General features: G+C 71.6%; 12 protein-coding genes. 7 read left to right on the plus strand and 5 right to left on the minus strand.

What is annotated here, in order from left to right; genetic code table 11:
- The first annotated feature begins 26 nt into the window (after positions 1-26).
- The 6 genes from ACIQGQ_RS35715 to ACIQGQ_RS35740 all read left to right on the plus strand — a co-directional run bounded on the left by ACIQGQ_RS35715 (position 27) and on the right by ACIQGQ_RS35740 (position 16,114).
- A complete protein-coding gene (locus tag ACIQGQ_RS35715) occupies positions 27-929 on the plus strand; it encodes a sterol desaturase family protein (RefSeq protein WP_402404451.1) in 903 nt (300 codons plus the stop codon).
- Between the two features lie 51 nt (positions 930-980).
- The gene (locus ACIQGQ_RS35720; RefSeq protein WP_402404386.1) at positions 981-10,364 is read left to right on the plus strand and encodes an amino acid adenylation domain-containing protein; all 9,384 of its coding nucleotides are present in this window, start codon (positions 981-983) and stop codon (positions 10,362-10,364) included.
- Entirely contained in the window at positions 10,354-12,036 is a 1,683-nt protein-coding gene (locus tag ACIQGQ_RS35725; protein WP_402404389.1) for a phytoene desaturase family protein, read from the plus strand. The genes ACIQGQ_RS35720 and ACIQGQ_RS35725 overlap by 11 nt, the downstream gene beginning before the upstream one ends.
- Positions 12,033-13,781, plus strand: a complete 1,749-nt coding sequence (locus tag ACIQGQ_RS35730; RefSeq protein WP_402404391.1) for a phytoene desaturase family protein — start codon at positions 12,033-12,035, stop codon at positions 13,779-13,781. The genes ACIQGQ_RS35725 and ACIQGQ_RS35730 overlap by 4 nt, the downstream gene beginning before the upstream one ends.
- Entirely contained in the window at positions 13,778-14,833 is a 1,056-nt protein-coding gene (locus tag ACIQGQ_RS35735) for an MDR family NADP-dependent oxidoreductase (RefSeq protein ID WP_402404394.1), read from the plus strand. The genes ACIQGQ_RS35730 and ACIQGQ_RS35735 overlap by 4 nt, the downstream gene beginning before the upstream one ends.
- A gap of 126 nt (positions 14,834-14,959) precedes the next feature.
- Positions 14,960-16,114 carry a cytochrome P450 gene (locus tag ACIQGQ_RS35740; RefSeq protein WP_402404454.1) on the plus strand — a complete coding sequence of 385 codons (1,155 nt, stop codon included), beginning with the start codon at positions 14,960-14,962 and terminating at the stop codon, positions 16,112-16,114.
- 23 nt (positions 16,115-16,137) lie between these two features.
- Here the strand turns inward: ACIQGQ_RS35740 and ACIQGQ_RS35745 are convergent, their stop codons facing one another.
- The 5 genes from ACIQGQ_RS35745 to ACIQGQ_RS35765 form a co-directional block, all read right to left on the minus strand.
- Positions 16,138-16,992, minus strand: coding sequence for an NmrA family NAD(P)-binding protein (locus ACIQGQ_RS35745; protein WP_402404396.1), 855 nt, complete (start codon positions 16,990-16,992; stop codon positions 16,138-16,140).
- A gap of 87 nt (positions 16,993-17,079) precedes the next feature.
- On the minus strand, positions 17,080-18,288 hold the full coding sequence (locus tag ACIQGQ_RS35750) for an MFS transporter (RefSeq protein ID WP_402404399.1): 1,209 nt from the start codon (positions 18,286-18,288) through the stop codon (positions 17,080-17,082).
- Between the two features lie 60 nt (positions 18,289-18,348).
- The gene (locus tag ACIQGQ_RS35755; RefSeq protein ID WP_402404401.1) at positions 18,349-18,819 is read right to left on the minus strand and encodes a hypothetical protein; all 471 of its coding nucleotides are present in this window, start codon (positions 18,817-18,819) and stop codon (positions 18,349-18,351) included.
- A gap of 230 nt (positions 18,820-19,049) precedes the next feature.
- Positions 19,050-20,471: an NAD(P)/FAD-dependent oxidoreductase gene (locus tag ACIQGQ_RS35760; RefSeq protein ID WP_402404404.1), complete on the minus strand. Its 1,422-nt coding sequence runs from the start codon at positions 20,469-20,471 to the stop codon at positions 19,050-19,052.
- A gap of 71 nt (positions 20,472-20,542) precedes the next feature.
- Complete coding sequence (locus ACIQGQ_RS35765; RefSeq protein WP_402404407.1) at positions 20,543-21,148, minus strand: TetR/AcrR family transcriptional regulator; 606 nt, start codon at positions 21,146-21,148, stop codon at positions 20,543-20,545.
- Between the two features lie 176 nt (positions 21,149-21,324).
- On the opposite strand from ACIQGQ_RS35765, the gene ACIQGQ_RS35770 reads away from it, so the two are divergent.
- Complete coding sequence (locus ACIQGQ_RS35770) at positions 21,325-22,740, plus strand: purine-cytosine permease family protein (RefSeq protein WP_402404410.1); 1,416 nt, start codon at positions 21,325-21,327, stop codon at positions 22,738-22,740.
- Positions 22,741-22,760 lie beyond the last annotated feature (20 nt).

Raw genomic sequence — 22,760 nt, forward strand, 5'->3', positions numbered from 1 at the left:
AACCGCTGCCCGGCGGTGGCCCGGAGGTGACTTACGGTCGGGCCCGGGGGCACGATACTCCGGAGTTCTCCGTACGCGCGGTACTGCGCGTGTCGGCGTACCCGCTCCTCCTGGTGAGTACGGTCTCGGTGGGTGCCGCGGCACTCCAGCTCGACTGGGACCCCGGCCTGGTGAGCCCACTCTTCCTGGTCGGGGTGATCGTCTACCTGACCGCACTCGAACGCCTGATTCCGTACCAGCGGTCCTGGCACCCGGACGCCCGCGAATGGCGTTGGTACGGGGCCTACTTCCTGCTGACGATGGTGTCCAGCGCGGTCGCGCAGTATCTGGTCACCGCGATGGTCGCGATGCTCTCGCCGAGCGAGCCCGCGCTCAATCTCTGGGCGGAGATCCCGGCAGCACTGCTGACCGGCTCGCTGGCCAGCTACCTGGTGCACCGGCTGGGGCACACCAATGCCACGCTCTGGCGGCTGCACGGTGTGCACCACGTGCCGGAGAAGGTGAACGTCGCGAACAACGGTGTCAACCACGTCCTCGACATCGTCCTCGCCCAGGGCGTCGTGCAGCTGGCGCTCTCGCTCATCGGGTTCTCCCGCGAATCCGTGCTGGTCGTCGGCCTGTTCGTGGCCGCCCAGGGATATTTCGTCCACGCCAACATCAATGTGCGCATCGGCCCGCTCAACCATGTGCTCGCCAGCCCGGAGCAGCACCGGCTGCACCACAGCACCGACCTGTCCGAAGCCGGCCACTACGGCTCGGACCTGTCGATCTGGGACCACTTCTTCGGAAGCTACACCTGGCGGCCCGGCCGTGAACCGGTCGCGGTCGGCCTGGGTGATCCCACGTCCTTCCCGCCCACCGGGGAGATCGTGTCCAGCCTTCTCCACCCCCTGCGCCGTGCGAAGACGCCCGGAACCGGCCCCGCCTGAACTTGCATGTCCACGCCGTGCCGCGTGGCGTCACGACCTAGGAGTACGACCTTGCCCGACGTGAACAGCGCCTCTGTGAGCGACAAGGTAGCGATCATCGGCATTGGGTGCCGACTGCCCGGCGGTGCGTCGGACCATCGCTCTTACTGGCAGAACCTCATGGCGGGCAAGGACTGCATCACCCCGACGCCCGCCGACCGCTACGACGTCGGCAGCCTCGGCAGCAGACGAAAGGACAAGCCGGGCCGGCTGGTCGGCGGTCGCGGTGGATACATCGACGGATTCGACGAGTTCGACCCCGCCTTCTTCGGGATCAGCCCGCGCGAGGCCGACCACATGGACCCGCAGCAGCGGAAGCTCCTCGAAGTCGCCTGGGAGGCCCTGGAGGACGGCGGCCAGCGGCCCGCGGAGCTCGCCGGCAGCAACACGGCCGTCTTCGTCGGGGCGTTCACGCTGGACTACAAGATCCTGCAATTCTCCGACCTGGGCTTCTCGTCGCTCGCCGCGCACACCGCCACCGGCACGATGATGACGATGGTCTCGAACCGCCTCTCTTACTGCTTCGACTTCCGCGGGCCCAGTCTCTCGATCGACACCGCGTGCAGTTCCTCGCTGGTGGCGGTGCACCTCGCGTGCCAGAGCCTCAACAACCGGGAGACCGACCTCGCGCTGGCCGGCGGGGTGCTGCTGCACATGGCCCCGCAGTACACCATCGCCGAGACCAAGGGCGGCTTCCTCTCGCCCGACGGGCGCTCGCGCGCCTTCGACGCAAGGGCCAACGGCTACGTCCGGGCCGAGGGGGTCGGCCTGGTCGCACTCAAGCGGCTCGACGACGCCCTGCGCGACGGCGACCCGATCCACGCCGTGGTCCTCGGCGCGGGCGTCAACCAGGACGGCCGGACCAACGGCATCACCGTGCCCAACGCGGACGCCCAGGTCTCCCTCATCCGGCGTGTCTGCGGCGAGGCCGGGATCACCCCCGGCGACCTCCAGTACGTCGAGGCGCACGGCACCTCCACGCCCGTCGGCGACCCGATCGAGGCGAACGCGCTGAGCCGGGCCCTGTCCGTCGGCCGCCGCCCCGACGCGCCCTGCTACGTGGGCTCCGTCAAGACGAACATCGGGCACACCGAGTCGGCGGCGGGCATCGCCGGACTGATCAAGACCGTGCTGTGCCTCAAGCACCGCATGATCCCGCCGCACATCAACCTGGAACAGCTCAACACCGCCATCGACCAGGCCGCCTCCCCGTTCCGCATCCCGACCGAGCCGACCCCCTGGCCCGCGCACGAGGGACCGGCCCGGGCCGGGGTGAACTCCTTCGGCTTCGGCGGCACCAACGCCCACGTCGTAGTGGAGCAGGCACCGGACCGCACCACGGCCGGGCCCGCACCCGAGGAGCGCGCCTGGAACATCCTGCCGCTGACGGCCCGGGTCCCGGAGGCGCTGCCCGAACTGGCGGCCGGAATCCGCCGCGAGCTGGCGGGCACCGACGGCCCCGCGGTCGAACTGCCCGACCTCGGACACACCCTGGCCCACCGCCGCCAGCACCTGGAGTCACGGCTCTCGGTCGTGTACTCCTCGCGGGCCGGACTCGACGAGGCGCTCGCCGCCCACGTCCGGGGCGAGCCGCACCCTGCCGTCGTCGAGGGCAAGCAGCTGGAGGCCGACCAGCGCGGCCTGGTCTGGGTCTTCACCGGCATGGGGCCGCAGTGGTGGGGCATGGGCCGTCAGCTGCTCGACGGCGACGCCGTGTTCCGCGAGGCCGTCACCCGCTGCGACGAAGCCATCCGGGCGCTCGCGGGCTGGTCCCTGATCGAGGAGATGCGGGCCGACGAGGCGGAATCGCGGATGGCCGAGACCTGGCTCGCGCAGACCGCCAACTTCGCCGTCCAGGTGGGCCTCGCCGCCATGTGGCGCCACTACGGCGTACGGCCCGACGCCGTCGTCGGCCACAGCACCGGGGAGGTGGCCGCCTTCTACGAAGCGGGCGTCTACACCCTGGAGGACGCGGTCAAGGTGGTGATCCACCGCAGCCGGCTCCAGCAGAAGCTGACCGGCACCGGCACCATGCTCGCCGTCAGCCTGCCCGAGGCGGAGGCACAGGCCAGGGTCGCCCCCTTCGGAGACCGCGTCTCGGTCGCCGCCGTCAACAGCCCCTCCGCGGTCACCCTGGCCGGGGACCGGGACGCGCTGGCCGAACTGGCCGACCAGCTCCGGGCCGAGCAGGTCTTCGCCAAGTTCCTCACGGTCCAGGTCCCCTACCACAGCGCCGGGATGGAGGCGATCAAGGACGAACTGCTGGCCTCGCTGGAGGGCATCGACCCCCGGCCGGCAACGGTCCCGCTGTACCTGACCGGTCAGGAAGGCACGGCCCACGGCACCGAACTCGACGGACACTACTGGTGGAAGAACGTCCGAGACCGCGTCCGCTTCCGCTCGGCCGTCGACCGGCTCGCCGACGACGGTTTCGGCCTCTTCCTGGAGATCGGCCCGCACCCGGTGCTCGGCCACTCCATCCGCGAATGCCTCGACGACCGGGCCACGGCCGCACGGACCCTTCCGTCGATCCGGCGCCAGGAGAACGAGGCCGAGCGTTTCGCCACCTCGCTCGCGGAACTGCACACCCTCGGCATCCCCCTCGACTGGAACGCCCTGCACCCCACGGGCAGCCCGGTCGTCCTGCCCCGCTACCCCTGGCGGCGCGACCGCTACTGGACGGAGCCCGCCCCCGTCGCCCAGGTCCGCCTCGGCCACATCGACCACCCCCTGCTGGGCCGCCGCACCACGGACACCGAACCGACCTGGCACGCCACCCTGGACACCGAGCGGCTGCCGTACCTAGACGACCACCGCATCCAGTCCACCGTGGTCTTCCCGGCCGCTGGATACCTGGAGATGGCCACGCAGGCGGTCCGCTCCCTCACCGGCGGCACCCACGCCGTCCTGACGGACATCGAGTTCCGCAAGGCGCTGTTCCTGCCCGAGGGCGAGGACCGGGGCGTGACACTGACCCTCTCCTCGCAGAACGCCGCCTTCACCATCGCGTCGGCCACCGGGGAGGAGAGCGGCCGCGCGGTGCACGCCACCGGTGTGGTCCGCTCCGGACAGCCCCGCCCGGCCGGCCCCCGCGCCGACACCGGGGCGCTCCGGGCACGTACCCGGCGCCGGCTCGACGGCGCGGACTGCTACACGGCCCTCGCCGAGCAGGGCTACCACTACGGCCCGGCGTTCCGGGCCATCGACGAAGTGTGGATCGGCCACGGGGAAGTCCTCGCCCGGCTCCGGCCCCCCGCCGTGATCGGTGACGACGCCGCCGGACACCACATCCACCCGGTGCTCCTCGACGCTTGCTTCCAGTCCCTGCTGGCCACCCAACTGCCCGAAGCGGGAGCCCCCGCCGGTCCGGACCCGCAGGGCACCGGAATCCGCCTCCCCCTGTCGATCGAGGAGCTGTGCCTCGCCCCGGTCGGCGACCGCCCGATCTGGGTGCACGCGCGCGTGACCCGCGACAACGGGGACGAGCTCGTCGGCGACATGGAGCTCTACACCGAGGACGGCGAGCCGCTCGGCGGCATCCACGGCTTCCGCGCCGCCGACGTGGAGAAGGCGTCCACGACGGTCGGCCTCGGCACGATCGACGCCTGGCTGGCCGAGACCGTATGGACCGACAGCCCCTCCACCGACGACACCACCACCACCCCCCTGCCCACCGCCGGCTCCTGGCTACTGTTCGCGGATCGCCAGGGCGTGGCCGACACCCTGGGCGCCCTGCTCACCGAGCGAGGCCAGCGCTGCCACCTGGTTCGCCCGGGGGAGCGCTACAGAAGAAGCGACGACGGCCGTGTGTTCACCATCGACCCCGGGGCCGACGCCGACCTGGACCGCCTCTTCACCGAACTCGGCGCGGACGGCCCCGTCGGCACCATCGTCCACCTCTGGAGCCTCGACCTGCCGCAGCTCGCCGAAGCCGCCCCGCAGGACCTGGTACGCCACGACGGCAACGGCTCCTACTCGCTGATCGCGCTCGCCCGCGCCCTGCTGCGCCGCGAGGCGACCGGTCGGCTGCACATCGTCACCCGGGGCGCGCAGCACACCGGACCGGGCGACACCGTGGAGCCACTGGGAGCACCCGCCTGGGGCGTGGGCCGGGTCCTCCGGCACCAGGAACTGCTCTCCCACCCCGGGAAGCTGATCGACCTGGGCCCGGCCCCCCGGAGCGAGGAGGGCCGGCTGGCCGAGGCCGGTACGCTGCTCCGCGAGTTCCTCACCGACGACGAGGAGGAAGTCGCGCTGCGCGGCGGGGCACGCCTCACCAGCCGGATCCGCCAGGCGCGGGAGCTCACCCGGCCGCTGCCCCTGAGCCTGCGCACCGACGCGAACTACCTGGTCACCGGCGCCTTCGGCGCACTCGGCCGACTGCTCTGCCGCACCCTCGTACGGCGCGGTGCGCGCAGCCTGATCCTGATCGGGCGCACCACGCTGCCCGAGCGCTCCTCCTGGCGGACCCTCGACCCCGACACCGCCGTGGGGCGTGCCACCGCCTTCGTCAAGGAGCTGGAGGCACTCGGGGCCCGGGTCGTCCTGGCACCGCTCGACATCACCGACGAAGCAGCGCTCACCGCCTGGCTCGACGCCCACCGCCGCACCGACCCGCTCCCGGTGCGCGGGGTGTTCCACCTCGCCGGGCAGGTCCGCGACACCCTCGTCGAGGACATGGACCGCCGGACGTTCGCCGCCGCCCACGACCCCAAGGTCGTCGGCGCCCATCTGCTCCACCGCCATCTGCGGGACGAACCGCTGGACCACTTCGTCCTGTTCGCCTCCATCGCCTCACTGCTGACCACGGCCGGCCAGACCAACTACGCCGCCGGCAACGCGTTCCTGGACGCGCTGGCACAGCACCGCCGGACCCTCGGACTGCCGGGACTGAGCGTGGACTGGGGGCCGTGGGCCACCGGCATGATCGAGGAGCTGGGGCTCGTCGACCACTACCTCCACAACCGAGGGATGAGCTCCCTCGCACCGGACGTCGGCATGGCCGTACTGGAACGCGTCATCGGACAGGACCGCGCCCAGCTGCTCGTCGCCACGGTCGTCGACTGGCCGGTCTTCCTCGCCTGGTACGCGACACCGCCCGCACTGGTCTCCGAGCTGGCCGAGGCGGCCCCCGCCGGGGCGGCCGGCGGACCCGGCGAGGGCGTCCTCGACGCCTTCCGCCACGCCGACCCCGCCGAGCGGGTGACCCTGGTGACCGGACGGTTCATCGAGCTGACCGCGGCCGTGCTGCGGACGAGCCCCGAACGGATCGACCCGCTGGCCGGGCTGAACGCACTCGGACTGGACTCGCTCCTGGCCATGGAGCTGCGCGCCCGGCTCAGCTCCGAGCTCGGTGTCGCCCCGCCCGTGGTGGCCCTGCTGAGCGGTACCCCCGTGGCCGATCTGATCAACCAACTCCACGACGCACTGGCCGAGTTGGTCGCCCACCAGGCCGGAGGCGCCGACCAGGACGCCGTCGAGGTGTTCGAGGACGAGCTCCGTCACCCGCTGACGCAGAACCAGAAGGCCCTGTGGTTCCTCCGGCAGCTCAACCCCGAGGGCTACGCCTACAACATCGGCGGTGCCGTCGAGGTCCGGGTCGCCCTCGATCCCGACCTCATGTTCGAGGCTGTGCGCTGCATGGTGGCACGGCACCCCGCGCTGCGGACCAACTTCCTCACGGTCGACGGCGTCCCGCTCCAGCAGATCTCGCCGGAGGCCGACGCCGACGTGGCCTTCTTCGACGTGCGGGACCAGGAATGGGAGGAGATCCACCGCACCATCGTCGCCGAGTACCGCAAGCCGTACGACCTGGAACGCGACCCGCTCTTCCGCTTCCGGCTCTTCAAGCGCGGTGAGGACCGCTGGGTGATCATGAAGGCGGTGCACCACATCGTCTCCGACGCGATCTCCACCTTCACCTTCATCGAGGAGCTCCTCGCGGTCTACGAAGGGCTGCGCCAGGGGCAGGCCCCCTCGCTGCCGCCGGTCACCGCCCGCTACCTGGACTTCCTCAACGCGCAGAACCGCTTCCTGGCCGGACCCGCCGCACCGCGCATGTTCGACTACTGGCGCACCCATCTGCCGGCCGAGGTCCCCACCCTGGAACTCCCCGTCGACAAGCCCCGCCCCGCCGTGCAGACGCACAACGGCGCCTCGGAGTTCTTCGTCCTCGACACCGGACTCACCGCCCGGGTGCACACCCTGGCCCGTGAGCACGACGTGACCCCGTTCATGGTGCTCCTCAGCGCCTACTACGTGCTGCTCCAGCGCTACTCGGGCCAGGACCAGGTGATCGTCGGAAGCCCGGTGACGGGCCGCACCGAGCAGGAGTTCGCCTCCGTCTACGGCTACTTCGTCAACCCGCTGCCGCTCCACGCCGACCTGTCCGACGACCCCTCCGTCGGCCGGCTGCTGCAGGAGGTCCGGGCGACCGTGCTGGGCGGCCTGGACAACCAGGAGTACCCGTTCGTCCTGCTGGTCGACAAGCTGGGACTCCAGCACGACCCCAGCCGCTCCGCGGTATTCCAGGCCATGTTCATCCTGCTCACCCACAAGGTCGCCACCGAGAAGTACGGCTACCGCCTGGAGTACATCGAACTCCCCGAGGAAGAGGGCCAGTTCGATGTGACCCTGTCCGTGTACGAGGACGAGGCCGACCACCGCTTCCACTGCGTCCTGAAGTACAACACCGACCTGTTCCTGCCCGAGACCATGCGGCGGATGGCGCGCCACTACACCGCGCTGCTCGACAGCATGACCGGATCCCCGGCGGAGCTGCCGGTCTCCCGGCTGTCGATGCTGGGCGGCGAGGAACGCGAGCGGCTGATCGGCGAGTGGAGCGGTGCCGGGCAGCTCGCCCTGCCGTCGGCCCGGAAGGGCAGTGCGGACGGATTCCGCCCCGTGCACCAGCTGATCGCCGAGACCGCCGCCCGCCGCCCCGACGCCGTGGCGATCACCGCCCCGGCACCCCGGGGCGCGGCCCGACGGATGACGTACGCGGAGCTGGACCGCAGGTCCGAGGCGTCAGCCCGGCGGCTGCGCGGGCTCGGGGTCGGTGCCGGATCGGTCGTGGCGCTCTGCCTCGACAAGTCGCCCGAGCTCCTCGTCGAGCTCCTCGCGATCCTCAGGGCCGGCGGCGCCTACCTTCCGATCCCGGCCGACCACCCGGCCGACCGCGTCGCCCACGCGGTGCGGACCGCGGAAGCGGTCCTGGTGCTCACCGCCGACGACGCCGGCCGCGACCGGCTGGCGGGGCTCCCGGCCCGGACGCTGACCCTGCGGGAGCTGCACGAGGCGGCCCCGGCGGACGGCCCCGGCGGCCCGGTGGACCCCGACGCACCCGCGTACGTCATCCACACCTCCGGCTCGACCGGCCTCCCCAAGGCCGTGCGGGTCAGCCACCGCAACCTCGCCTCGGCGTACGGGGCCTGGCTCCAGGAGTACCGGCTGGACCGCGACGTCCGCGTCCACCTCCAGATGGCCGCCCCGTCGTTCGACGTCTTCACCGGGGACGTGGTGCGCGCGCTGTGCTCCGGCGGCAACCTGGTCCTCGTCGACCGCGACCTGCTCTTCGACACCGAGCGCCTGTACGCCACGATGCGCGAGGAGCGCGTCGACTGCGCGGAGTTCGTGCCCGCCGTCGTACGCGGTCTCATGGAGCATTGCGAACGCCGTTCGCTGCGGCTGGACTTCATGCGCCTGCTGGTCGTCGGCTCCGACGTGTGGAAGGTGGCGGAGTACCGCAGGCTCCACGAACTGTGCGGTCCCGGCACCCGCCTGATCAACTCCTACGGTGTCACCGAGGCGACCATCGACAGCGCCTGCTTCGAAGGGCCGCTCGACGACCTGGAGCCCGGCCGGATGGTGCCGATCGGGCGGCCGCTCAGCAACAGCACGCTCCATGTGCTCGACGCGCACGGCGAACCGGTCCCGCCCGGCGTCCCCGGCGAGCTGTGGATCGGCGGCGAAGGCGTGGCCCTCGGCTACGCGGGCGACCCCGAGCTGACCGACAGCCGCTTCGTCACCCGCACCCTGAGCCGGGAACCGGGCGCGAGCCCCGTACGCCTCTACCGCAGCGGCGACGCGGCGCGGTGGGACGCGGACGGGCGGATCCACCTGCTCGGCCGGGCCGACGACCAGATCAAGCTGCGCGGACACCGGATCGAGCTGGGCGAGATCGAGGCACACCTCGCGCAGCGGCCCGAACTGGCCCGCGCGGTCGTCACCGTACGCCCCGACGCCCGCGGCGAGGACGTGCTCTGCGCCTACTGCGTACCGGTCGAGGGCGAGACCCCGGACCGGCGCGCGCTCCGGCGCCACCTCGCGGACCGGCTCCCCGGCTACATGGTCCCGGCACACTTCGTCACCGTGCCGCGGCTGCCGCTCACCGCCAACGGCAAGGTCGACCCCACCGCCCTGCCGATGCCCCGGTTCGACCTGGAGGACCAGCCCGAGGAGAAGCCGCGCACACCCTTCGAGGTGAGCATGGCCCGGCACTGGAAGGAACTCCTCGTCCTCGAACGGGTCGGCCTCACCCATGAGTTCTTCGAATCCGGCGGCAGCTCCATCAAGCTGATCGAACTGATCCACCGGCTCCGCAAGGAGTACGGCGTCGGCATCCCCGTCAGCCTGCTCTACCGCGTGACGACCCTGCACGGAATGGCCGCCTCCGTGGAGCGCCTCGCCACCGGATCCGTCTTCGAGGACCTGCCCTACCTCGGCTTCAACAGCGACCAGGAACGGACCGTGTTCTGCTTCCCGCCGGCCGGTGGCCACGGCCTCGTCTACCGGGAGTTCTCCACGAGAATGCCGGAGTACCGGCTGATCGCGTTCAACTACGTCCCCGGCACGGACAAGGTCGCCCGCTACGCCGACCTGGTGGAGGCGGACCAGCCCACCGGCAGGTGCCTGCTCCTCGGCTACTCGCTCGGCGGCAACCTCGCCTTCGAGGTGGCCAAGGAGCTGGAAGACCGGGGTCGCGACGTCGCCCATGTGGTCGTCCTGGACTCGCACCGCATCCTCGAAGCGTACGTACCCGGACCGGAGCACCTCGAGTTCTTCGAGGCGGAACTCTCCGAGCACCTGCGCAAGCACACCGGATCGGATGCCGTGGCCCGCGAAACCATGGACCACGCCACCGAGTACCTGGCCTTCTGCGGACGCACCCCGAACCTGGGAACGGTGTCCGCGACGGTCAGTGTGATCACCGACCAGGAGAAGACGGCACTGTACGCGGCGGACGAGACCGGCACCTGGCACGGCAGTTCCACCACGGGCACGGCCGTACTGCGCGGCTCCGGCGTCCACGCCGACATGCTCGACCCCAAGCACGTGGCGCGCAACGCCGACCTGGTGCGCGACATCCTCCGGGAGGGCGGCGCGGATGCCCGCTGAGGTGGAGGACGAGTGGAGCACCCGGGACCGGGCGGCGGACGGAAGGCCCCGGGTCATCGTGATCGGCGCCGGCGTCGCGGGCATGTCCACCGGGTGCTACGCCCAGATGAACGGGATGAACTCCCGCATCTTCGAGAAGCACGTACTGCCCGGCGGCTGCTGCACCGCCTGGTCGCGCGAGGGCTACATCTTCGACTACTGCATCGAATGGCTGATCGGTACCGCCGAGGGCAACGAGGCCAACCAGGTGTGGCGCGAGCTGGGGGCGCTCGACGGCAAGACCATCACCAACTTCGAGATGTTCAACCGGGTCGTCGACGAGACCGGACGCTCCGTGACGTTCTACAACGACCCGGACCGCCTCGAACGTCACCTGATGGAGCTCTCGCCCGATGACGCCCGGCTGATCCGGACCTTCTGCCGGGACCTGCGCCGGTTCACCCGCATCGAGCTCTACCCCTTCCTCACGGCCCCCGCGCTGCGGACCGTACGGGAGCGGGCGGCGCTGATGCGGACCGTCCTGCCCGCGTTCCGGCTCTTCTGGCGCACGGCGGCGACCCCGATGCACACCTTCGCCGACCGGTTCCAGGACCCGCTGCTCCGCCGGGCGTTCCGCAACATCTTCTTCCAGGACCCGGAGGGCTTCCCGCTCCTGCCGTACCTGTTCAACATGGCGGGCGCCCACCACCTCAACGCCGGCTTCCCCCAAGGGGGTTCACTGGGCCTGTCCCGGTCCATCGAGGAGCGCTACACCTCGCTCGGCGGCCGGATCGACTACCGGGCGCGCGTCGAGCGCGTCCTCGTCGAGGACGGCCGCGCCATCGGGATCGAGCTGCGCAACGGCCGGCGCTACTTCGCCGACCACGTCGTCTCCGCCTGCGACGGCCACACCACGATCCACGGGCTGCTGGAGGGCCGGTTCACCGGCCCCCGGATCGACAAGCTCTACGACGAACTGCTCGACCGCCCCGGAACCCTGTTCCCCGCCGTGGTCTCCGCCTTCGTCGGCATCCGGGGCGAACTGGACGGCGACCGGGCCCACAGCACCACCTACCTGCTCCAGCCCGAGGACGCCGAGCGGCTGCCCGGTGCCCTGCAGAACAGCATCGTCGTCCAGCTCCGCTCCCACTACTCCGACGGCTTCGCCCCACCGGGAAAGTCGGTGATCCACTGCACCTACTTCAGCGACTTCGGGTACTGGAAGGCACTGCGTTCCGCGGACCGCAAGGCGTACCGCGCGAAGAAGCAACAGGTCGCACGGTTCGTCGAGGAGTTCCTGGAACGCACGATGCCGGGGATGGGCGAGCGCGTCGACCTGGTCGACGTCGCCTCCCCGGCCACGACCCGGCGCTACACCGGCAACCACGACGGTTCCATCCTGGCCTGGAAGGCGTTCTCCGAGGCCGACGACATCTCGGCCAAGCTGGTCGGCAAGGACCGCATGCGCCTGCCCGGGCTGAGCGGATTCTCGATGGCCGGACAGTGGGTCGGCATGGGCGGTCTGATCCGCGCCGCATCCACCGGACGCTTCGTCGTCCAGTACCTCTGCGACGAACTGGGGGTCGGGTTCACCGCGTCCGAGAGCCGGGGCACCGAGCCCTGGCACCCCGGGAAGCTGGGCCGACTGCCTCAGCTCGACAAATGGTCCATGCGTGGTGACACCCGAACATGAAAACCGAGGAGAGCACGAACGTGCCGCGTTCCGAACGACAGTCGATGATCATCATCGGCGCAGGTCTGGGGGGTCTTTCCACCGGCTGCTACGCCCGGATGAACGGGTACCGGACCCATGTGCTGGAGATGCACGAGCTGCCCGGCGGCTGCTGCACGGCCTGGGACCGCGGCGACTTCCGGCTGGACCCCTGCGTCAGCTGGCTGCTGGGCAGCGGCCCCGGCAACGAGATGCACCAGATCTGGCTGGAGCTCGGCGCGCTCCAGGGCAAGGAGATCCGGCACTTCGACGTGTTCAACGTCGTCCGCGGCACGTGCGGGCGGGCGGTGTACTTCTACTCCGACCCGGACCGGCTCCAGGCCCACCTCACCGAGCTCTCACCCGCGGACTCCGCGCTGATCAAGAACTTCTGCAAGCAGCTGCGGGCCTTCAGGCGCTGTCTCGCCGTCTATCCGTTCCTCAGGCCGGTCGGGCTGATGCCCCCGATGGAGCGCTGGCGCATGCTGGCCTCCTTCATCCCGTACTTCAACGTCGTACGCAAATCCATCAGCGTCCTGATGACCGACTACTCGGCGCGGTTCAAGGACCCCCTGCTGCGTGAGGCGTTCAACTTCATCCTGTACGAGAAGCACCCGGCCTTTCCCGTCCTGCCGTTCCACTTCCAGCTCGCCTCGCACGCAAACCTCTCCGCCGGCGTCCCCGAAGGCGGCTCGCTGGGACTGGCCGAGTCGATCGAGCAGCGCTACCGGCGGCTCGGCGGCGAGGTCACGTACAACGTCAAGGTCGAGGAGATCCTGGTCGAGGACGACCGGGCGGTCGGGGTGCGGCTCAGCGACGGACGCGAACTGCGTGCCGACATCATCGTGTCGGCCTGCGACGGGCGCACCACGATGATGGACCTGCTGAAGGGCCGATACCTCAACGAGGACTACCACCGCCTCTACACCCGCACCATCGAACAGCCCGGCATGGTGTTCCCCGGGTACTTCACGCTCTTCCTCGGCCTGCGCCGCGAGTTCCCCGACGCCGACCCCTGCACCACCTATCTCCTCGACGAGAAGGAGGCGGCGGGACTCACCGGCATACGGCATCCCAGCATCAACGTCCAGTTCCGCAACCGGCACTACCCGGAACTCTCCCCGGCCGGGACGAGCGTCGCCTACGTCACCTACTTCTGCGACATCGCCCCCTGGCGGGCCCTGGACGAGGGCCCGGAGCAGGCGACCCGCAAGCGGGGCGGCCAGGAACTGCACACCCTTCCGGTTCGCCACGGCAAGGGCTACTACGCGGCCAAGCGCCGGGCCCGCGAGACGCTCGTGGCCTTCCTGGAGCGACAGCACCCGGGGATCTCGGAAGCGATCGCCGTACGCGACGTTTCCAGCCCGCTCACCCAGGTCCGCTACACCGGCAACTACGACGGCACGGTGCTCGGCTGGCAGCCCTTCGTCGAGAGCGGGGAAACGCTGGAGACCCTCATCAAGAAGCACGGCCCCGGCCTGCCGGGTCTGCGCAACTTCTACCAGTCCGGCGTCTGGGCCACCACCGGCGGTCTGATCCGCGCGGCGGCGGCCGGCCGGCACGTCATGCAGTTCATCTGCCGCGACGACGGACGCGCCTTCACCGCGTCCGTCGACGACAACGGTCCACCGCCGACCCACCGGATCATCGAGGTGGGTCCCCGGCCGGTGCCACGGCCCGTCACAGAGGGCCGACCGGCCCTCGTCGAGCGAAGGGGAACGGGATGAAGGCCAGGAAATGGGTGGTTCGCGAGCACGTCGAGGGCGTGCCCGACGTAGCGAGGATCTACGGACAGGTCGAGGAGGAGCTGGACACCAGACTGGCTCCGGACGAGATGCTCCTGCGGACGCGCTACGTGTCGGTGGATCCCTATCTCCAGGGCATCGCGCTTGACACTCCGCTCGGCGGGCACATGGGAGCCGACTCGATCATGGAAGTGCTGGACGCGGGCCCGGACGCGCTCCACCGGCCCGGGGACCTGGTCCAGGGATTCGGCGGCTGGCGCACCCATCTCGTCAGCAACGGGGCGGCCACGCCCTGGCAGACCGGGACGTTCCCGATGGTCTTCCCCGCCTTCCGCCGTCTGGACCCGGACTGGTACGACGACGTGCTGCCGTTGCCGACCGCGCTCAGTGCCATGGGCGGACCGGGGATGACCGCGTGGGGCACCCTGACCAAGTTCCTGTCGGTCAGCCCCGGGGACACCGTCGTGGTCAGCGGCGCCTCCGGCCCGGTCGGCTCGCTCGTCGGCCAACTGGCCAAGCGGGCCGGTGCCCGGGTGGTCGGCACCACCTCGTCGACGGCGAAGGCGGACTACCTCGACGAGCTGGGCTTCGACGCGGTCGTCCTCTACCGCCACGGCGACCACCCCGACGCGGTCCGGGACGCCCTGCAGTGGGCCGCCCCGGACGGCGTCGACAAGTACTTCGACAACCTGGGCGGCACCGTCACCGACGCCGTGTTCTCCATGCTCAACGTGGACAGCCAGGTCGCCGTCTGCTGGCAGTGGTCCACCCAGGTGGGCCGTGAGGCCACCGGCCCGCGGCTGCTGCCGTACATCATGTTCCCGCGCGCCCATGTGCGGGGGATCTTCTCGCTGGAGTGGTTCACCGAGGAGAACTGGCGCTCGCTCCACCACGAGCTGGGCGGCCTGATCCGGCAGGGCGAGGTGCGCTGCGGGCACACCCTCCACCAGGGCTTCGAAAGCATCCCGGACGCCTACCGGAGCCTCTACCAGGGCACGGGCGCCGGCCGGGGCAAAGTCCTGGTCGAGCTCTGAACCCGCCACCGCACCACCACGCCCGAACCACCCCCGTACAGCAGTCCGTCGTATCCGTGCAGACCAGGAGGCCCCGTGTCCTGCCCCGCCGACGCCCGCGTCCGCCCCGGCCCGTCCGCCCCGCCGATGCACCGGCTGAGGTTCGAACCGGTCGGACCGCCCCGGACCGTCGCACTGCCGGACGGCGGCGAGGCGTGGCTGGTGACCCGCTACGCCGACGTCCGCAAGGTGCTGACCGACAGCAGGTTCGGCCGCGCCGCGCTGCACGCACCGGACGCCCCGTCCCGATCCGGCGAATCCGGCCTGGTGAGCAGCCTCGACCTGATCTTCAACCAGGACGGGGAGGACCACCTCCGGCTCCGTCGCACCATGCGCCGTGCCTTCACACCGCGCGCCGTCGCCCGCTGGCGGCCCTGGATCGAGACGATCGTCGAGCAGTGCCTGGACGATCTGGAGGCCGGTGAGCGCCCTGCCGACCTGGTGTCCGGCTTCACCCTGCCGCTTCCCGTCGCGGTGATCAGCCGGCTGATGGGGCTCGACGACGAGGCCCGGGACCGGCTGCGCCACTGGAGCCGGTACGCCTTCTCCGACGGGTCCCACCCCGAGGAGGAAATGGCCGCCGTACTCGCCGAGTTCTCCGCCTTCGGCGCGGAGCTGCTGGCCCGGCGGCGGAAGGAGCCGGGCGAGGACCTGACCAGTGTGCTGGTCATGGCCGCCGACGAGGAGGAGGGCGGCGTTCCGGAGGGCCAACTCATCGATCTAGTCTGCGGGTTGGTGGTGGGTGGCCATGACAGCACCATGACGATGCTCAGCAACTCGCTGCTCTACCTGCTCGGTGAGCGACAGGACGTCTGGCCCAAGCTCGGGGCGGACGAGGAGGCCACCGGGGCCGTGGCGGAGCGGCTGCTGCATCTGATCCCGCTCGGCGACGACCAGGGGTCGCCGCGCCACGCCGTCGTCGACACGGAGGTGGGCGGGGTGGTGATTCCGGCCGGGGCGGTGGTGCTCGCCGACTGCCAGGCGGCCAACCGCGACCCCGAGGTGTTCGCCCCCCGGCCGCTGGACGACCTCTTCGCCCCGCTCCCGGCGCCCACCCTGTCGTTCGGGGCCGGTGTGCACTACTGCATGGGGGCCTGGCTGGCCCGGCTGGAGCTCCAGCTCGCCCTGCACCGGCTCGCCGCCCGCCTGCCGGGGCTGCGGTTGGCGCAGCCGGCCGACACCGTCGAATGGCACCTCGGCTCCACCTCCCGCAGCCCCCGGCGGCTCAAGGCCACCTGGTAGGGACACGGACCGCGGGGCGGGCGTCAGGCACCGGGCTTCGGCCACTCCTGGGCGCCCGCCCACGCGGCGTAGGAGGTCCAGGGCACGTCCGGGAAGCGTTTCCGCAGTGCCGGGATGTCGATCCCGTAGCCACCGTTCTCGAAGAAGCGGTACATGGCGAACATGTCGGGGTTGACGTCCCGGAGGTCCTCCAGCGGTGACTGGAGGAAGGTGACCGTGCCGCCCGCCGCCCGCCCGATCTCCTCGGCCATCCGGACCGGGGTCGGATCGTCGCCCGCCACCTCGATCCGCTCGCCGATCCAGCGCTCCGGGTCGGCGACGACCGCGGCCACGACCCGGCCCAGGTCCTGCCGGGCCACCTGCTGGAGCGGGGTGTCCCCGGGGAGTGGCATGGTGAGCAGACCGGCGGCCACCTGGTCCCTGCCGCCCAGGGCGTTGTCGTAGAAGTAGGCGGGAGCGACCACCGTCGCGGGCAGGCCCGAGGCGGCGAGCAGCTTCTCGGTCTTCGCCTTGGTCTCGAAGTGCGGTACGCCCGTGTCGCGGTCCGCGCTCGCGACGGACGCCATCACCAGGTGCGGCAGAGCGGCGTCCGCCGCGGCCCGAACGATCGCCGCTCCCTGGGCGACCTCGGCGTCCAGCCCGTCCTGGAACGGGGTGGTGACGGCGAACGCGGCCGACGCGCCCCGGAAGGCGGCGGCCAGCGACGCCGGGTCGGACAGGTCTCCCGGTACGAGCTCGGCCCCCGCCTCGGCCAGCGCCCGGGCCCGTGCGCCGGCGGGGTCGCGCACCACGGCACGTACCGGCCGTCCCGCCTCCAGCAGGGCGGCGGCGACCGCGCCGCCCTGGCCACCGGTCGCACCGAGCACGGCTACGGGCATGAGGTCTCCTTGATCGAGTGGCATGCGTCCATGCTGACCGCAGTCCGCCGCGTCCGCCACTGTGCGGCGGTCCGTTCCGCGGGGGTGTCACACGGCCCGGGGGAGTCTGCGCGCGGCGTAGGTGCCCGCGCCCGCCGCCAGCAGCATCACGCACCCGGCGAAGATCAGTCCGGCCGGCCGGAGCCCGAGCCCGGTGGCCAGGGCGCCGACCCCGATCACCGGTACGGAGATCCCGGCGTAGGCGACGACGAAGAACGCCGAGATGGTGCCGCCGCGGTGCCGGGCCGGGGCGGCGTCGCTGACCAGGGCGAGGGCGGCCCGGAAGGCCAGCCCCTGGCCGGTGCCGCCGGTCAGGGCGCCCAGGACCAGCAGCGGCAGCGAGGCTGCGAGCAGCGACGCCGCGACCAGCAGCAGGCCGGCGAAGAGGACGCCGCAGCCGGCCGGGAGCGCGCGCCGAGCGCCGATCCTGCGGGTCAGGGACTGACCGGCGGTGGAGGCGAGGAACACGGAGAAGACCACGGCACCCGCCACGGCCAGGTTGTGCACCTCCAGGGTGTGCGCGACGAAGCTCGGCGCGACCGCGGTGAACAGGCCGAGCAGCGCGAAACCCGCGAAGGCCGCCAGCGAGGCGGGCAGGAAGACCCCCTTGACCTCGGGAGGAACGGAGAGCCCCTGCGGCCGGGGCGGCGGGCGGTGCCGGGGCCGGTCGACGGTCTCCGGCAGCAGCCAGGTGATCCCGCAGGCGATCGCCACCAGCCCGAGGTGGACCAAGAACGGCAGGGTCAGCGGCCAGGGCGAGTACTGCGCGAGCACCCCGGAGAGCAACGGGCCGAAGCCCAGGCCTCCCATGTTCGCCGCGGTGGCGGCGAAGCCCGCGCGGGCCCGGCGCCCGGGGCCGGCCAGTTCGATGACGGCGGCCGTCGCCGCGCCGCTCAGCAGCCCGGCCGAGCAGCCGGAGAGCAGCCGTCCGGCGAAGAGGAGCGGCAGCCCGTGCTCCAGCAGGAAGCATCCGGAGCTCGCCGCGGACAGGCCCATGGCGCACAGGAGCACCGGGCGGCGCCCGACGACGTCGGAGCGGTTTCCCGCGAGGAGGAGAACCGTGATGACCGCGACGGCGTACACGGCGAACACCACGGTCACCATCAGCTCGGAGAACCCGATGCGCTGCTGGTAGAGGCCGTAGAGCGGGGTGGGCAGGGTGGTCCCGGCCATCCCGATGGCGAAGACCGCAGCCGCCGCCGGATAGCCGGGGCGCCACCGGCCCCGGGCGCTCGACGCGGACTCGCGGACGCTCACCTGTCCCACCTCACGGCCGGGGCGGGCGGCGCCGTGGATCCGGCGCCGCCCGGTCCGGGGTCAGTCCCAGAGCTGCTGCGTCGTGACCCGTCCGGTGAGAGCGGGCGCGCCGTCGGTGTAGACGAGCGTGATCCGCGTGAACCGCTGCACGTCGGGACGGGCCCGGGAGGACTCCGGGCCGTCCAGCCGCACGATGACGGGGTACGTGTGGAACGTGCCCGCCGCGCAGTACGGCTGACAGTCGTTCACGTTGTCGAGCGCCGTGCCCAGGGCGGAGGACGGTCCCCAGTGCGACCAGTGGATGTTGGTGAGGCGGTTGTTGCCGTCCCCGCAGGCGAGCAGGAAGTCTCCCGGACGCACCTGCGGGTTCGAGGAGCAGTCGATGGCCACTACACGGGCCGTCTCGTGCGAGGGGGCCGCCGCCACGGATGGGGGAGCGGCGGCGGAAGCGGATGCCGGAAGGGAAATCGCCGCGGCGAGCGCTGCGGTGGCGCACAGCGTGAAAGCGGTCCTGAGCTGGTGTTTTTGCATGTCGGCTCCTCGGCTGCCTGGCGCCGGGCCGACGCCGCCCGAGGCGGTCGTCGGGCGCGTCGCCCTTCTTCCAGCCGTTGTTCCTGCATCGACAATATGGCCACACCCAGTGATACACCACCCGTACGGGTGAGAACAGTGTAAAAATGGTGCGAAAGGTATTCGAGTTGTCGCCCGACGTTCGCCGCCGGGCGGCGGTCGGCGAACGTCGGGCGACGGGCGGTCCGAGGTCAGGCGGTGGGGGCCGGACGGTGGGTGACCGTCTCCCATTCCGTGCGGGTCGGGCCGTCGAACGAGGGCGTGAAGCCGGGGTGTTGGTCCAGCCAGTGCGCCAGCCGGGCGCGTACCTCCTCGGTGCCGTACGCCTGATCGGCGGTCAGGACGAGATGGCGGACCTGGGCCCGCGCCCGCATGACCAGCGGGTCCTCCAGCGCGCAGGCGGCCAGGGCGGCGCGTTCGCGGGCGGCCGGGGTGGCGGGGCCGGACGGAGTGCGAGCCGGATCGGCGAGCCGGTCGGCCTCGGCCCGGTCCGCCGCGACCTGGCGGTCGAACCACGGGCGCAGCGTCCGTCGGGTCCAGCGGTGGTGAGCGGCGGTGAACGAGGCCGGGTTGCCCGCCCCGTCGGCGTGGCGGGCCACCCACTGCGCCGCCCACAGCGCCATGGACACGCCCTGTCCCATCGTGGGATTGGTGTACGCGACCGAGTCCCCGACGCCCGCCAGGCCGGTGACCACGGGGCCGTCGGCGTCGGTCAGTGAGGTCCAGCGGTTGTGCAGGCCGCCCATGGCGAGGACCCCGGAGACCGGCTCGGGCGTCAGCGCCAGCCAGGCCGCGATGGCCGGGAACGTGCGGGCGGCCCGCTCGAACACCTCGGGGTCGCGCAGCGCGGTACGGGTCGGGTCGGCGGTGGAGACCGTCAGGGAGGCGGCGAAGACACCGTTGTCCGACGGGAAGACCCCGCCGACCGCGAAGGGCGTGACCGACCCGGCCCGGACGCGTCCGGGGTCGCGCGGGCCGTCCGGGCGCAGCCGGTACCAGCGGCAGAAGTACGCGATGCCCACGCGGTGGTTCTCCACGACCGCGTCCCGGCACCCCGCCCCGGCGAGCCACCCGGGCACCGGCGACCGCCGCCCGGCGGCGTCGAGCACCAGCTCGGCCGGATACTCCCGAACCCCGGACCGTACCCCCGTGGCCTGCGGGACCTTGCCCCTCCGGTCGAGGAGCAGCCCCTCGGCCGCCTCCCCGAGCCGTACATCGATACCCGGCTCGCGGTCCACCGCGTCGTGCAGGGCGGCCTCCAGGACGATCCGCCGGGACCGCAGCGTCACCAGGTCGTCGTCGCCGGGGCGGGCGGGCGGACGCGTGTCGAACCAGTCGAGCTCGTTGTGCTCGCGGGCCCCTCGCCGCAGTGCCGTGCGGTAGACGTCCGGGGCCTCCGCGCGCAGCACGGTCCGTACCGGCGCCAGGAGTCCGTGCGGCTGGACCGCGTGCGGAACACCGGGGCGGTTCCAGTGGAAGAAGTCCCTGTCGAGATCGTGTCCCGGCCGATGGCCGTCCCGTTCGAACAGCGTGACCCGATGGCCCCGGCGTCCCAGGAACAGTGCGGCGGCCAGGCCGCCCATGCCGCCGCCGACAATCGCAACCCGTGTCAATGCGGTCCTCTCCACGCCGTGTTGCGGACTCACCTTATCCCCGGGGCGTGCGGCGTGAAGTCGCCGGTCCCTCAGGTCCGTTCGATCAGCCGTTCGGCCGCCGACCGTGCCATGTGCAGCGCTTTGGCCCGGTCCGATCCCCGCTGGCCGAGCACCACCCGGGTGCTCAATCCGTCGAGCAGGGCGAGGAGTTCGTCGGCACGCGCCGCCGGATCGAGGTCCGCGGCGAAGCGGCCCTGCCGTACGCCCTGGGCGAGGAGTGTTTCGAGGTCCTCCTGCCAGCCCCGGTCGATCTCGGCCTGGGCCTGCCGCAGCGGTTCGTTCGACGCGGTGCGTGCCCACAGTTCGATCCAGAGCGTCCAGCGCGGATCGCGCGGTCCGCGCGGGAGGTACAGCTCAAGGAAGAGGTCGAGCTTGCGCCCGGCGCCCGCCCGGCCGGCCAGCAGCGTCCGGCGCTCCTCGGCGAGGGTGTTCTCGCTCCAGCTCAGCACCTCCAGGAGCAGCCGGTCCTTGCTCCCGAAGTAGTAGAGGATGTGGCCGCCGCTGGTGCCGAGCCGCTTGGCCAGCGCCGACATGGTGAGGGAGGCCAGGCCGTCCTCGGCGATGGCCGTCATCGCCTCCTCCAGCATCCGCTCCCGGGCCAGGTGCCCGTCGCGCCGTCGCGCCGTCACTGCCACGCCACCCTCCGTCACTGCTCCGCGATGAATCCCGCTGTCGACCTTAGGCCATCGGTTTTCCCACAGGTCTTGACGGGCGCCCGGAACGCATCTTGAATGCCGTTCTAATTCCTAGAACGGCATTCAAAGTCTTGATCCGGTGCTCCCGGACCACGCACGGATGAGGGGCAGGTCGCATGGCACAACAGGAGACAGCCGCGAGAGCACCGGGTGGGGGAGTCGCCGTCGACCAGGCGTTCCAGGTCGAGACGCACGGCATCGAGCCGGTCCCCGACGCGGACCGCCACGGCAGCGCGAAGGACCTGTTCTGGCTCTGGTTCGGCTCCAATCTGACCTTCACCTACGTCATCAACGGTGCCCTGGCCGTCGCCTTCGGGCTCTCCTTCTGGCAGGCGACGGGGGTCGTCGTCATCGGCGGTCTGGCGTTCTTCGCCATCAGCGCCGCCGGGCTGAGTGGGGTGCGCACCGGCACCGCCACCCTGGTCGTCTCCCGTGCCCCCTTCGGGATCCGCGGCAACTGGCCGGCCGGGATGCTCAACTGGGTGGTCAGCATCGGCTACACCATCCTCAACACCGTCGTCGGCACGCTCGCCCTGGAGGCGTTCCTCGCCGATCTGGGGTGGGCCTCGGGGAACACCGGCCGGGCCCTCGCCCTGCTGACCACGCTGGCGCTCACCTTCGTCGTCGCGCTCTGGGGGCACGCCACCGTCCAGCTCGCCGAGCGCTGGATCGCGTACGTCCTCGCCGCCGGGTTCGCCGTGATGCTGGTGCTCCTGCTGCCGGGTGCCCACACAGGAGGCGCGGCGGGCCACCCGGGCGCCTCCGGGTGGAGCCTGGCCTTCGTCGTGATGCTGGCCGGGCCGTTCTCGTACGTGCCGATGCCGGCCGACTACACGCGCTACCTGCCGAGGACCACCTCGATGCGGTCACTGACCTGGTACGGAGCGCTCGGCGGCTTCGTCTCCTCGGTCGCCCTGGGCGTGGCCGGGGTGGCCGCGGCCACGCAGACGGACATGACCGACGCCGTGGCGGGTGCGGAGAAGCTGCTGCCCGGCTGGTTCCAGTCGGTCTTCCTGGCCCTGGTGCTCGGCGGCTCGGTCACCAACTCGATCGTCACGCTCTACTCGTCGAGCCTGAACCTCCAGGTGCTCGGAGTGCCCTGGAGCCGATCCCGGGCCATCGTCATCAGCGCCGCCGTGACCGCGGGCGGCTCGCTGTGCGCGCTCTTCCTCACCGACTTCACCAGCTCGCTGCTGTCCTTCCTGTCCCTGCTCATCATCGTGTTCGCGCCCTGGGGCGGTGTGTTCCTCGCGGACATGCTGATGCGCCGCTGCCGCTACGACGCGGACGCCCTGCACACCGGCCGGGACGGCGCCTACTGGTACCGCTCCGGCTACCACCCCGCCGGAATGGCCGCACTGCTCACCGGGATGCTCTTCGCCGCTCTTACCTGCGACTCCGAGCTGTGGACCGGGCCGCTGGTCGCCCCGCTCGGCGGCGCCGACCTGACGCTGCTCGGCTCCGTGGTCTCCGGACTCGTCTACTGGGCGCTCGCCCGGCGGACCGTTGTACCCCACCACGGAACCGCCTGACCGGAGCGGCACACCGGCCC

It is taken from the genome of Streptomyces sp. NPDC092952, assembly GCF_044754785.1.
GTDB lineage: Bacteria > Actinomycetota > Actinomycetes > Streptomycetales > Streptomycetaceae > Streptomyces.